The sequence below is a fragment of the Actinomyces sp. 565 genome (assembly GCF_010365615.1).
Classification (GTDB): domain Bacteria; phylum Actinomycetota; class Actinomycetes; order Actinomycetales; family Actinomycetaceae; genus Actinomyces.
Map to the genome: position 1 here is coordinate 29,755 of NZ_PIZD01000076.1, position 13,426 is coordinate 43,180.

The window sequence follows — 13,426 nt, forward strand, 5'->3', positions numbered from 1 at the left end:
AGCGTGGACGGGTAGACAAGGAGGCGAGGGTTGTGGCGCAAGCCCCGAAGATCGAGTGGTGTCCTGCGATCACGTCCTTGCAGGCGGTAATCGGCGGCAAGTGGAAGATCGAGATCCTCTTCTACGTGGCCCTGGCCGAGGTCCGGCATTTCGGCCAGCTGAAGCGGTGCCTGCATGGCGTGTCGGACTCCACACTGTCCAAGCAACTGCGAGAGCTGGTTGCGGACAACTTTCTGGAGCGCATCGACTACGGCGAGGTACCGCCCCGCGTGGAGTACCGGCTGACCCGCCGCGGCGAGAGCTTCAAGCCACTCATCCAGGCCATGTGGGACTGGAGCGAGGCCGAGTTCGTGTTCTCCCGGGCCGAGGCCGCGCAGATGCGCGCAGCCCGCGATGAGCTGGGGATTCCCCAGGTGCGGTGAGACGCCTCAGCGCGGCACCCGCACGACGACGGCGTCGCTTGCGCCGAGCGAGCCGGCACCTGCCAGCACGCTCCCGCCGAGTATCCCGGCAACGTCGGCAGCAGGCCCGAGGTCGCGGCATCCGCGGTTAGTGAGCGTCCAGTAGTCCGCGGCCTCCCCGCGGCGGACAGAGGCAATCACCTGCCCGCGCAGGAGCTCGGGCAAGTCCGCCTCAATGCCGGCAGCCGCCAGCAGTTCGGCGGCCAAGTCCGCCAGCTCATCACCCTCCAGACGTGTGGACACGTACGCTGCGGAGCCCTTCCCCACCGCGCGCCGCGTAACGGCGGGGGTGCCCGCCTCGACGCCGCGGGCCCGCTCGTAGCGGCGCAGCACCGTGACGTCGGGAGCGGTGACCTCCACCCGTTCGGTCCACATGCGGCCTGTGCCTCCGCCTGAGAGCACTGCGGCGTCGTCGTCGAGCAACGGAGCGAACTCCTCCACGCGGATGCCCAGCAGCTCGCGCAAAGCGCCGGGGTAGCCGCCGGCGATGACGTGATCGTGCTCGTCCACGGTCCCGGAGAAGTAGGTCGTCACCAGGTGGCTGCCGCCGGCAACCGCGGCGCGCAGGCGCTCTGCCAGCTCGGCGGGCATAACGTGCAGCAGCGGGGCGACGATCAGCTCGTAGCCCTCGAGGTCGCTGCGCGTGGTGATGACGTCAACGCGGACTCCCGCAGCCACCAGGGCCCGGTACCAGTCCAGGGCCTGGCCGCGGTAGTCCAGGCGCGTGTGCGGCAGGAACTCCTGCGTCAGTGACCACCAGGACTCGTAGTCGAACAAGACGGCGGCGCGTGCGGGCAGAGCCGGGCTCCCCGCCACTTCAGCCAGCTCTTCCAGGGTACTTCCCAGGGCGACGACGTCGCGGAACAGGCGCGAGTCCTCCCCGGCGTGCGGGAGCAGGGCGGCGTGATACTTCTCTGCGCCTGCGCGCGAGGCCCGCCACTGGAAGAAGCAGATGGCGTCGGCGCCGTGGCCGAGGTGCGTCAGCGAGTCGCGCATCAGCTCCCCGGGAAGCTTGGGCGGGTTGACGGGACGCCAGTTGACCGCAGCGGTCGAGTGCTCCATGAGCCACCAAGGTCTCCCGCCGGCGATAGCGGAGGTGAGCGAGGCGGAGAAGGCGAGCTCATCGATGCCACCGGGCCGGGGGTCCAGGTAGTGGTCATTGGAGACGAAGTCGACGTCCTCGGCCCAACTCGGGTAATCCAGGGCGGCGGTGTCGCCCATGACCATGAAGTTGGTGGTGATGGGAATGTCCGGAGTGATTGCGCGCAATACCGCACTTTCGGCACGCAGGTAGTCGCGCAGCGCGTCTGAGGAGAAGCGGCGGAAGTCGAGCAGCTGGCTGGGGTTCGGTTCGGAGGCGGCCAGGCGGGGTGGGAGGATCTCCTCCCACCGGTGGTACGTCTGCGACCAGAAGGCCGTCCCCCAGGCGTCATTGAGCGCTTCCAGGGTGGCGTAGCGCTCACGCAGCCAGGCCCGGAAGGCGGCCGCGGCATCCTCGGAGTAGTCGTAGGCGTTGTGGCAGCCGAGCTCGTTGCTCACGTGCCAGGCGGCCAGTGCGGGGTGCGTGCCGTAACGCTCCGCCATGCGGCGCGTCAGCTCCAGGGCGTAGCGGCGGAATACGGGCGAGGTGGGGCGCCACTGCTGCCTGCCTCCGGGCCACAGCGTCTCGCCCGTGCGGGTGACCGGCAGTACCTCGGGGTGCTTGGTGGTGAGCCAGGCGGGCGGGGAGGCGGTGGAGGTGGCCAGGTCGACGTCGATGCCGGCCTGCGCCAGCAGGTCCATGATCCGGTCCAGCCAGTCGAAGTCCCAGGTGTCCTCGCTCGGTTGTAGGTGGGCCCAGGAGAACACCGGCAGGGTGACGACCGTGACACCCGCCCGCCGCATGAGGGCGATGTCCTCCGCCCAGGTGCTTTCGGGCCACTGATCGGGGTTGTAGTCGGCGCCGAAGTGGATGGCGGAGCCCTCGCGGCGCGGGTGCCGGGGGAAGCCGGGGCGGCTGGCGGTACTGTTCATCATGCCCTGTCTGCTAGCGGGTCGTGAGCCGGTCGGTTTTAAGTGCGCGGCGACGCGCCGGGAATGCGGCCTGGGCCGTCGTCCCGCAGCGCGTCGCCGCCAGGCAGGTCAGGAGACTGTGAAGCCCTGCTGGTTGCCGTAGGTGATGCAGGCCTGTTGCCAGGCGGACAGTCCATCGGCGACCGAGGTGGCGCCCTTGGACTCGTAGGCCTTGCCGACGGAGTCGTTGAAGATGGAGTTGGCGTAGGCCTGGAAGGGCAGGAAGGACCAGCCATCGGTGACGGCCGCGGCGGACTCGGCGAAGACCTCGTTGGCCTTCTGCCCGCCGAAGTACTCGAACTCGGCGCCCAGGAATTCCTCGCTGGTCAGGTCCGCGGTAGTGGCCGGGAAGGCCCCATTAGCGATTCGGCTGGCGACGCCGGCCCCGGCGTTGGCGTACTCGATGAAGTGGTAGGCCAGGGCCTGCTTGCTGCTGGCAGCGGTTACCGCCAGCGAGGACCCGCCCATCTCCGAGGATGCGGTCTCCCCCGCCTTCCAGGCCGGCAGCGGCGCCACCCGCCACTTGCCGGCCCCGGCCTCAACGCCGCCGACGAAGGAGGCCGGCATCCATGCCCCCATGGCGAGGGAGGCGATGGTGCCGTCGCCCAGGCCCCGGTACCACTCATCGGACCAGTCCGCGCACGGGTAGAGCAGTTCCTCCTCGATCAGCGTGGTCCACAGCTCGGCGTACTTCTGCGAGCTCTCCTCGCTGAAGTCGATGCCGACGGTAGTGCCGTCCACCGTGTAGGGGCGGGAGCCGGCCTGCCACAGCAGCGACAGCGTCTTGACCGCGTCACCGATGTCATTGGCGATGTACTGCTTGGGGTCGGCAGCATGAATGGCGCGGGCGGCGTCGAGGTACTCCTCCCAGGTGGTAGGTACCTGGACACCCGCCGCGTTGAAGACCTCCTCGTTGTAGAACAGTGCCACCGGGCCGGAGTCCATGGGGAGGCCAAAAATCCCACTGTCTGAGGCGACCGCCGCCCAGGGGCCGGCGGAGTAGGAGGCGGCCAGGTCGGCGGCGCCGAACTGGGTCAGGTCTGCCAGTGACTCGGCCAGGGAGAACTGCGGCAAGGCGTAGTACTCGATCTGCGCGACGTCCGGGATACCCGACCCGGCGGAGACGGCGTTCTGCAGCGCCGTGTACTGCTCGGTGCCGGTGCCGGCGTTTACCAGCTCCACCTTCACGTTCGGGAAGGCCCGCTGGTACTCGGCTACGACGTCGGTCAGGGTGGGCTCCCAGGACCACACAAGCAGTTCGCCACCGGCCTCGGCGGCGGCCGCGGCAGCCGAGGGATCGACTTCGGCAGCGGGCTTGGAGTCGTCCCCGGAACCGGAGCAGGCGGCGAGGGTGAGAGCCAGCGCGGAGGCGCCGAGCGCCGACAGCGCGCTGCGGCGGGTGAGATTAGCAGTCATGGTGAAGTCTCTTCTCATGATCGGGGTCAGGCTTCGCGATAGGTGGTGCCGCGGTCAGGAGACCGTGAAGCCCTGCTGGTTTCCGTAGGTGATGCAGGCCTCCTGCCAGGCCGCCAGTCCCTCGGCGATGGTGGTGGAGCCATTACTCGTGTAGGCCTTGCCCACGTGGTCGTTGAAGATGGAGTTGGCGTAGACCTGGAAGGGCAGGTAGGTCCAGCCGGGCAGCACATCCTTGGCGGCCTGGGACAGGACCTCATTGGCCTTCTGACCGCCGAAGTACTCGAACTCCTTGCCGAGGAACTCCGCGGAGTCGAGCTCCGCCGTCGTGGAGGGGAAGGCGCCGCCGTCGATGCGGATCTGGATGCCGTCCTGGGCGGAGCAGAACTCGACGAAGGAGTAGGCCAGTGCCTGCTTGTCGGAGGCCGCCATGACCGCCAGGGAGGAACCGCCGTTCTCCGCGCAGGCGGGGGTGTCGGCGTCCCACCGGGGCTGGGCGGCGACGCGCCACTTGCCGGAGGCGTTCGGCACGGAGGAGGTGAAGTTGCCGGGCATCCAGGCACCGGTGACCAGCGTGGCGATGGTGCCGTCGCCCAGGGCCTGGAACCACTCGTCGGTCCAGCCGGAGATCGGAGCGAGCAGCCCCTCCTTGATCAGGGTCGTCTGGAGGTCGGAGTACTTCTCCGCCTCGGCGCCGGAGAAGTCGATAGTGACGTCGGTGCCGTCAACCGCGTACGGCTGGGCGCCCGCCTGCCACAGCCCGGACAGGGTCGAGCCCGCATCACCGGTGTCATTGGCGATGTACTTGCTGGGGTCGGCCTCGTGGATCTTGCGGGCGGCGTCCAGGTACTCCTCCCAGGTGGTGGGGACGTCGACGCCGAGCTCGTTGAAGACCTCCTCGTTGTAGAACATCGCCATCGGGCCGGAGTCCAGGGGCAGGCCGTAGACGCCCTCACCGGTGTGCACGGAGCTCCACGGCCCCTCGGTGAAGGTGCCCTCGTAGTCGGCGGCGCCGAACTGGGTCAGGTCCGCCAGGGACTCCGAGATGGAGAACTGCTGCAGGGCGTAGTACTCGATCTGGGCGACGTCTGGGCCGCCCTTGCCGGCGGAGATGGCGTTCTGGAGGGAGGTGTACTGGTCGGCGGAGGTGCCGACGTTGGTCACGGTGACCTTCACGTTCGGGTACTTCTCCATGAAGGCCTGTGCGCAGGGCTCGATGGTGTTGTCCCAGGCCCACACGAGCAGCTCGCCACCGGCCTCGGCGGCCGATGCGGCGGCGGAGGGATCGGCCGCGGCAGCACCGTCAGAGGGCGAGGAGCCCGAGCCGCAGGCGGCCAGGACCGCCGAGGCGGCGCCGGCAACCGCAACGGCGGAGGTGGCACGCAGGAACATGCGACGATCAATCGTCATGGTGGTTTCCTTTCCAGTTCGCACCCTTGCGGTGCTGGTGGGAGTGTTTGAGTTGGGAGTTGATGTAGCCGAAGGACGCAGGTGTCCGGCTAAGGGGACTGGGAGCGGCGGCGTCATTCCTTGACGCCGCCGGAGGCGAGGCCCGCCTGCCAGAAGCGCTGCAGGCTGAGGAAGGCGGCGATCAGCGGAATAATGGTCAGCAGGGACGCGGTGATGACCAGGTTGAATATCGCCTGCCCGCCTGCCGTGGCGGCCTGCGCGTTCCAGGCGTTCAGGCCGATGGTGAGCGGATACCAGCTGGCGTCCTTGAGCATGATCAGCGGCAGGAAGTAGTTGTTCCAGGTGGCCACGATCGCGAACAGGGCCACCGTCACAATGCCGGGGCCGAGCAGCGGCAGGGCCACCTGGCGGAAGGTACGAAACTCGCTCGCGCCGTCGATACGGGCGGCCTCAAGCAGCTCGGTGGGAACGGCGTCGCGGGTGAACTGCCACATCAGGTACAGGCCGAAGGGTGAGATCAGCGAGGGGATGATCACTGACCAGGGAGTGTTGGTCAGGCCCAGCTTGGCGAACATAAGGAAGGTCGGGACCGCGAGCGCGGTTCCGGGGACCGCGACGGCGCCGATGACAATGGCGAATACGGCGTTCTTGCCGGGGAAGTCGAACTTGGCCAGGCCGTACCCGGCCAGCACCGACAGCAGCACGGAGCCGCCGGCGCCCAGGACCACGTACATCAGCGTGTTCAGGAACCAGCGCACGAACTGGCCATCGTTATAGGTCAGCGTCTCGCGGATGTTGTCCCACAGGGCGAAGTCGTGCCCGAACCACAGCCCGAAGGTGGAGAAGAGGTCACCCTGGGTCTTGGTGGAGGAGATGAACAGCCACAGCAGCGGCAGGTAGGTGTAGATCAGCATCAGGCCCATCACGAGCGTCAGCAGCCAGCTCTTGCGCGGGTTCTCGACGTTGTAGCCGCGGTGTGCAACGGCGGCGTTGGCGGTCTTCTTGCTCATGGCTCAGTTCTCCCGGTTCCCGCGCAGCTGGACTAGGTAGGCCACCGCCATGGTGATCAGCCCCATGACGATGGCGACTGTGGCCGAGTAGTTGTACTGCTGGCCCGCGAAGGACAGGTTGTAGGCGTAGTAGTTCGGCGTGTAGTAGGTGGTGATCGCGTTGGGTGCCAGGCTCTGGAGGATCGAGGGCTCGTTGAACAGCTGGAACGAGCCGATGATCGAGAAGATCGTGGCGATTCCCAGGGCGCCACGCAGGGCCGGAATCTTGATGGCGGTAATGATGCGCCACTCGCTGGCGCCGTCAATGGCCGCAGCCTCGTACAGGCTGTGCGGGATGGTCTTCAGCGAGGAGTAGAAAATCAGCATGTTGTAGCCGACGAACTCCCAGGTGACAATGTTGCCGATCGACACCAGGATCACGTTGGCGCCCAACGGATCGGGGATGCTGACGCCCAGCAGGTCGGACAGCGAGCCGACCAGCCCGAACCGGTTGCCGTAAATGAAGCCCCACATCAGGGCGGCGACCACCGCGGGGACTGCGTAGGGCATGAAGATCGAGATGCGGAAGAAGGCCGTGCCGTACAGCTTCAGGGAGTCGATCGCCAGCGCGGCCAGCAGTGACAGGGTGAGCATGATCGGCACCTGGATGACCAGGAACAGGGCCACGCGGCGGAATGCCTCCCAGAACTGCGGGTCCGCCAGGAGCTGGGTGTAGTTGTCCAGGCCGACGAACTGGTTGCCGCCAACCATCCGCTTCTGGAACAGGCTCAGGTAGATCGAGTAGAGGATCGGCGCCAGGAAGACGAAGGCGAACACCGTCATGAAGGGACCCACGAAGCCCCAGCCGGTCCAGCGGCGCTTCGGGCGCCGCTCGGGCACCGTTTTGTGTTGTGCGGCAGCGGGTGCGCCCGCCGGGACGGGAATCGCCGACATCCTTGTCCTTCCGTCTCTGCACTGAGGGGAGTTGAAGTGCACGTGAAATGTGTACGCCAACAGCAGCAACTACGCGGATGGTTGCGCAAACATTGTTAACGAGTGTTAGCGTGGCACATCATTAAGGCACTGTCAACACGGCCGCGGCCCACTGCGTCAGGAGGTTCCCATGTCAGCCCGGCGTCGTCATCAGGTCTCCATGGCGGATGTCGCGCGGCTGGCCGGCGTCTCTGCACAGACGGTCTCACGCGTGTCCAACGGCTACCAGGGAGTAGTGCCCGAGACCCGCGAGCGGGTGGTAGCAGCCATGCGCGAGCTCGGTTACCGCCCCAATGCCGCCGCCCGCGCACTCAAGCGCGGCAGCTTCCACAACATCGGCGTCGTCATGTTCGACCTGACCGCCACGGGCAATACCTCCACCCTGGCCGCAATCTCCGAGTCCGCCTCGGCCCATGGCTACACCGTCACCCTCATGGCCCCGCAAGCCCGCACCACCGCCTCGGTCTCAGGCGCCTTTGACCGCCTGCAGGAACTATTGGTCGATGGGGTCATCCTGGTGCTGGAGTCAATGCCTGAGGACTCCGAGACCGCCTCCTTGACGATCCCGGACGTCGAGCACCTGGTCGTGGTCGACTCCGCCCTGGGTCCCGATCACGCGGTAGTCGACACCGACCAGGCCGCCGGCACCCGTAGCGCCGTGGAGCACCTTCTGGCGCTCGGGCACGAGACGGTCCACCACATCACCGGTCCCGCCCACTCCTACTCCGCGCAGCGCCGCGAGCGCGCCTGGCGCGAAGTGCTCTCAGAGGCCGGGCGGCGCGTGCCCGAGCCCGCGCACGGGGACTGGTCGGCCGGCTCCGGTTACCGCGCCGCCCGCACGCTGTTGGAGGACCCGACCTGTACCGCCGTATTCTGCGCGAACGACGAGATGTCGCTCGGTCTGCTGCACGCCGCGCAGGACCTGGGCCGACGTGTCCCGGAGGACCTGTCCGTGGTGGGCTTTGACGACATCCCCCTGGCCGCCGACTTCGCTCCCCCACTGACCACGGTGCATCAGGACTTCACCGGCATGGGACGGGCCTGCATGGCCCGCCTGGTGCGAATGATGAGCACTGGCGTGGCCGAGACCGGCCAGGAGCTGGTGCCGACCTCGCTTGTGGTGCGCGCCTCCACGGCGCCTCCGCAGCGATCGTGAAGCCGCGAGCGACCACGGTCGGCCACACGGTCAGCCCCACGGCCCACCACGACCAGCCGCGATCAGCCCCATGAACGGCCATGATCAGCCGCGGTCGGCCGTGGTCGACGCTGAGACCGAGCCGACCACCTGCAACTCTCGCCCCGCATTCGGAAAAAGTGTCCATCTCTCGCCACTTTGACCTGGTGGGGCTCAGCGGGGAGACGCATCCCTGCCTATTTTCCCAGGTCAGCGGCCATGGCCGACGGTACGCGGGGACAAGCCGCGAACCAAAGTGGCGAGAGATGGACACTTTCCCGGCCAATGTGCGTCAGGCGGCGCTACGGCGCTTGCCGACGATGTCCACCGCCACGGCAAGCACCAGCACCAGGCCCTTGATGGCCTGCTGCCAGGCGGAGTCCACGGCCATGATGGACAGCCCCATGTTGAGCACGCCCATAATCAGCGCACCGATGATGGCGCCGGACACCCGGCCCACGCCACCGGATACTGCGGCTCCGCCGATGTAGGCGGCAGCAATGGCGTCCATCTCATACAGGTTGCCGGCGGTGGAGACCGCCGCCCCGGCGCGCGAGGTGGTCACGATGGCTGCCAGCGAGGCCAGGAAGCCCATGTTCACGAACACCAGGAAGTCCACACGCCTGACGTTCACGCCGGACAGGCGGGCTGCCTTGAGGTTGCCGCCGACAGCGTATATGTGACGCCCAAACACGCTCTTGTTCATCACGAAGGAGTAGATGAGGATTACCGCGCCCACGATCACCAGGACGATCGGCGTACCGCCGGCGGAGTAGGCCAGCAGCATGGTGAAGAAGCCGATGGCGGCGGCGAATACGAGCAGGCGCGCCGCCACCACTCCGGCCGGGTCAACGGCTCGGCCTGCGGCACGATTGCGGCGCCTTGCCCGCAGCTGGGTGAGCACCAGTCCCGCAATGGCCAGCAGACCGATGAGGATGGTTACGCCGTCATAGTTCTTCAGGTATCCCAGCCAGGCGGGCAGCGAGCCGTTGGCGATGCTGACAAATGCGGGCGGCAGCCCGGAGACGGTGCGCTGGACCAGGACCACGGTGAGCCCGCGGAAGATGAGCATGCTACCCAGGGTCACGATGAAGGCGGGGATCTCCATGATCGCCACCCAGAAGCCCTGCCAGCAGCCGATGAGCAGGCCGATCACGATCGCCACCAGCACCGCCACCGGCCACGGCACCCCGGAGTTGACCACCAGCAGGCCGATGACGCCGCCCACGAATCCGACGATCGAACCGACCGACAGGTCGATGTGCCGGGCGATGATGATCATGACCATGCCGACCGCCAGGATCATCACGTAGGCGTTCTGCTGGATGAGGCTGGCAACGTTGTTGGGCGCCAGCAGCAGCCCACCGGTCAGGACTTGGAAGAAGACGATGATCGCCACCAGCGCGGCCAGGATCCCGTACTGGCGCAGGTTGCGGCCAAGGGAATCGCGCAGCCTCGCCCCGGCAGTGGGCGTGCCCTGCCCGCGCCCGGAGGCGCGCTCAGCCCCGCGCTCCACGCTCGTAATGTCGGTTGGCTGGCTCACTGCCCCGCTCCTTCCTGTTCCGTGCGCGGCGCGGGCCCTTGGCCGGCGGCGTCCTTCTCAATGGTCATTAGCTTCATGAGGTTCTCCTGGGTGGCCTCGGCCCGGGGCATTTGCCCCGTAATCCGGCCTTGGCTCATGGTGTAGATGCGGTCGCATATCCCCAGCAGCTCGGGAAGCTCGGAGGAGATGACGAGGATGGCCTTTCCGGAATCGGCCAGCTGGTTGATGATCTGATAGATCTCGTATTTGGCTCCGACGTCGATGCCTCGGGTCGGCTCGTCGAGGATGAGGACGTCGGGGTCGGAGAACATCCACTTGGCCAGGACGACCTTCTGCTGGTTGCCTCCGGACAGGGAACCGACAGGGGTGGCCAGCGACTCCGTTTTGGTGCGCAGCTCGCGCCGGTAGTTCTCTGCCACCTCCTCCTCCGCGGCGTCGTCGACGATGCCGCGGGAGGAGACCTTGTTCAGGGCGGCGGCCGTGGTGTTGGTCTTGACGTCCTGGATGAGGTTCAGGCCGAGTACCTTGCGGTCCTCGGTGACGTAGGCCAGGCCGTTGTCGATGGCCTGCCGCACGGTGGCGGTGGAGATCTCCTTGCCGTTCTTGTAGACGTGCCCGGAGATGTTGGTGCCCCAGGAACGTCCGAACAGGCTCATGGCCAGTTCCGTACGGCCGGCCCCCATGAGCCCGGCGAGGCCAACGATCTCTCCGCGGCGCAGGCTCAGGGCGGCGTCGTCGACGACGGCGCGGGCGGTGTCGATGGGGTGGTGGGCGGTCCAGTGCTCGATCCGCAGCACCTCCTCCCCCGCATGCGGAGTGTGCTCGGGGAAGCGACTGGACAGCTCACGCCCCACCATGAGGCGGATGATCTCGTCCTCGCCGATGGCGCCTTCCCCGTGCAGCGGGGCGGTGTGAACGGTGCGGCCGTCACGGATGATGGTGGTGCGGTCGGCGACGCCGGCCACCTCCGCCAGCTTGTGGGAGATCATCACCATGGTGATGCCGCGCTCACGCAGCCCCCACATGAGGTCGAGCAGATGGGCGGAGTCGTCGTCGTTGAGGGCGGCGGTGGGCTCGTCCAGGATGAGCAGGCGCACGTCCTTGGACAGGGCCTTGGCGATCTCCACCAGCTGCTGCTGGCCGACGCCGAGGTCCGCTACGCGCGTCTGCGGGCGGATGCTCAGGCCGACTTCCCGTAGCAGTTCGGCGGCCGCCTCATTGGTCGCGTCCCAGTCGATGATGCCTCGGCGGGACTTCTCGTTGCCCATGAAGATGTTCTCGGCCACGGACAGGTAGGGGCTGAGGGCCAGCTCCTGGTGGATGATGACGATGCCGACGGCCTCGGAGTCGCGAATGGAGCGGAACTGGCGGACCTCGCCGTCGTAGACGATGTCACCGTCGTAGGTGCCGCGGGGCCACACCCCGGACAGCACATTCATCAGGGTGGACTTGCCGGCGCCGTTTTCTCCGCAGATGGCCAGGATCTCGCCGCGGCGGACCTCCAGGTTGACGTCGTCCAGGGCCTTGAAGTCGCCGAAGGGCTTGGTGATGTGCCGCATCTCGAGGATGATGTCCGCGGACGACGCTACTTGCTGCGCGGGCGCGGAGGCGCGCGGGTTCTTGGGGTCGACCGCCATTACAGCCCCACCTCGGCGGCGGTGTAATAGCCGGAGTCGACCAGGACCTCCTGGACGTTGTTGGCGTCGACGGCGACCGGGTCAAGCAGGTAGGAGGGCACTACCAGTTGGCCGTTGTCGTAGGAGTCGGTGTCGTTGACCTCGACCTCCTGCCCCTGGGCGATCTGGTCGACCATGGTGGCGCAGCGTTCCCCGAGCAGGCGGGTGTCCTTGAAGACCGTCATCGACTGGCGGCCCTTCACGATGTTCGCCACGTTGGCCTGGTCGGCGTCCTGACCTGTGAGGACCGGCCAGTTGTCATCGTTGTACCCGGCGGACGCCAGGGCCTGGCCGATTCCCAGTGCAATGGCGTCATTAGGGGACAGGATCACGTCGACGCGCCTGGTGGTGGAGTAGAAGGAGTTGAGCCGGTTCTCCATCTCCGACTGAGCGGTGGTGTTGGACCATGCCTGGATACCGATGGACTGCCAGTCGTCCACGCTGGAGGGCAGCTTGCCCGAGGGGCACACGAGCTTGCCCGACTCGATGTAGGGGCTCAGCACGTCCCAGGCGCCCTCGAAGAAGAAGCGGGCGTTGTTGTCATCCGGGGAGCCTGCGAAGGGCTCGAAGTTGAAGGGGCCGGATGCGTTCTCCAGGTCGAGGGTGTCCACGATGTACTGCCCCTGCATGGCACCGACGTTGTAGTTGTCGAAGGTGACGTAGTAGTCAACCGCCTCGGTATCGCGGATGAGACGGTCGTAGGCGATGATCTTGATCCCGAGTCCGGCGGCACTCTGCAGCACGGGCCCGAGCGCGGAGCCGTCGATGGAGCCGACGACGATCACGGCCGGGGACTTGTTGATCATCGTCTGAATCTGGGAGTTCTGCTGCTCGACCTTGTTGTCGGCGAACTGGAGCTCGACGGTGTAGCCAAGGCCCTCAAGGAGAGACTTGAGGTTCTCACCGTCGCGGCTCCAGCGCTCCAGGTTCTTGGTCGGCATGGAGACGCCGATCAGGGCGCCATCGCCGCCGCCGACGTCACCGTAGTAGTCGTCCGTTCGCTCCGCGGTGCACGCCGCCAGCAGCGCCGCCGCCGCGACGGAGCCTCCCGTAATAAACGACCTGCGCGACAAATCCTGCATTGAGGCCTCCTCGCCTCGGGGGTGGGGTATGGATCCTGTGATCCATTTAGTTGTACGCTACCACTTATACGGTGTCGTGACAACCCGCCCGGCGAGACCGAGACCGCCCACACCCCAGGGCAACCTGGACGTAGAGCCACGCCGCAGAGACGTAGAGCCACGCCACCGCCAAACCCGAAGCACTTGCGCGTGGCCCGCGGGAGTGTGAAACTGTATAACGTCCTGATGACGAGCCCTTGCCCCTTAGGAGTCGCTCATGCGCCGTTTCCATACTGGTTCGCTCGGACTGCGTAGTGCTGCCGCAGGCGCCGCGGCGCTGTTGCTGGCGTGTTCGCCCCTGGTGGCATGCTCGTCTGAGCCGGACGACAATCCCTTGAATATCCCCACCTATGATCCGGAGGCTGCGGCGTCGGCGGAGGCGGCAGAGTCGGCCGCCGCTGCTGAGGCGTCTGCGTCGGCTGCGGCTTCTGCGGAGGCGGCTGGTGTGGTGACGGCGGAGTCGCTGTCCACCGAGCGGCATGTGATCACGTCGATCCCTGAAGGCCTGGATGAGCAGCAGACCGAGATCCTGAAGGCCTTCATCCACTACGACCAGGTCACCTGGAACATCTGGTTCACCCGCACCGGCATCGA

10 protein-coding genes and 1 pseudogene are annotated in these 13,426 nt (G+C 66.9%); 3 read left to right on the forward strand and 8 right to left on the reverse strand.

Annotated elements, in window-relative coordinates; translation table 11 throughout:
- The first annotated feature begins 32 nt into the window (after positions 1–32).
- Positions 33–422: a helix-turn-helix domain-containing protein gene (locus tag GZ997_RS12305; protein ID WP_162680094.1), complete on the forward strand. Its 390-nt coding sequence runs from the start codon at positions 33–35 to the stop codon at positions 420–422.
- Between the two features lie 6 nt (positions 423–428).
- Here GZ997_RS12305 and GZ997_RS12310 read toward each other — a convergent pair whose 3' ends face one another.
- The 5 genes from GZ997_RS12310 to GZ997_RS12330 form a co-directional block, all read right to left on the reverse strand.
- The gene (locus GZ997_RS12310) at positions 429–2,477 is read right to left on the reverse strand and encodes a beta-galactosidase (protein WP_219109929.1); all 2,049 of its coding nucleotides are present in this window, start codon (positions 2,475–2,477) and stop codon (positions 429–431) included.
- Positions 2,478–2,582: 105 nt separating this feature from the next.
- Positions 2,583–3,929: an extracellular solute-binding protein gene (locus tag GZ997_RS12315; protein WP_162680095.1), complete on the reverse strand. Its 1,347-nt coding sequence runs from the start codon at positions 3,927–3,929 to the stop codon at positions 2,583–2,585.
- Between the two features lie 54 nt (positions 3,930–3,983).
- Positions 3,984–5,336 carry an extracellular solute-binding protein gene (locus GZ997_RS12320; RefSeq protein ID WP_162680096.1) on the reverse strand — a complete coding sequence of 451 codons (1,353 nt, stop codon included), beginning with the start codon at positions 5,334–5,336 and terminating at the stop codon, positions 3,984–3,986.
- Between the two features lie 113 nt (positions 5,337–5,449).
- A complete protein-coding gene (locus tag GZ997_RS12325) occupies positions 5,450–6,346 on the reverse strand; it encodes a carbohydrate ABC transporter permease (protein WP_161924816.1) in 897 nt (298 codons plus the stop codon).
- 3 nt (positions 6,347–6,349) lie between these two features.
- Positions 6,350–7,279, reverse strand: coding sequence for a sugar ABC transporter permease (locus GZ997_RS12330; RefSeq protein ID WP_161924817.1), 930 nt, complete (start codon positions 7,277–7,279; stop codon positions 6,350–6,352).
- Positions 7,280–7,448: 169 nt separating this feature from the next.
- On the opposite strand from GZ997_RS12330, the gene GZ997_RS12335 reads away from it, so the two are divergent.
- Positions 7,449–8,474: a LacI family DNA-binding transcriptional regulator gene (locus GZ997_RS12335; RefSeq protein ID WP_161924818.1), complete on the forward strand. Its 1,026-nt coding sequence runs from the start codon at positions 7,449–7,451 to the stop codon at positions 8,472–8,474.
- 310 nt (positions 8,475–8,784) lie between these two features.
- Here GZ997_RS12335 and mmsB read toward each other — a convergent pair whose 3' ends face one another.
- From mmsB to chvE, 3 genes are all read right to left on the reverse strand, one after another.
- On the reverse strand, positions 8,785–10,035 hold the full coding sequence (mmsB, locus tag GZ997_RS12340; protein WP_308807245.1) for a multiple monosaccharide ABC transporter permease: 1,251 nt from the start codon (positions 10,033–10,035) through the stop codon (positions 8,785–8,787).
- Positions 10,032–11,594, reverse strand: a complete 1,563-nt coding sequence (gene mmsA / locus GZ997_RS12345) for a multiple monosaccharide ABC transporter ATP-binding protein (RefSeq protein ID WP_275405377.1) — start codon at positions 11,592–11,594, stop codon at positions 10,032–10,034. The genes mmsB and mmsA overlap by 4 nt, the downstream gene beginning before the upstream one ends.
- A gap of 77 nt (positions 11,595–11,671) precedes the next feature.
- Positions 11,672–12,793 (reverse strand): multiple monosaccharide ABC transporter substrate-binding protein, encoded by a 1,122-nt coding sequence (chvE, locus tag GZ997_RS12350; RefSeq protein WP_162680098.1) that lies wholly within the window; start codon positions 12,791–12,793, stop codon positions 11,672–11,674.
- Positions 12,794–13,049: 256 nt separating this feature from the next.
- Here chvE and GZ997_RS12355 point away from each other — a divergent pair.
- Positions 13,050–13,426, forward strand: a pseudogene (locus GZ997_RS12355) (hypothetical protein); the annotation flags it as partial.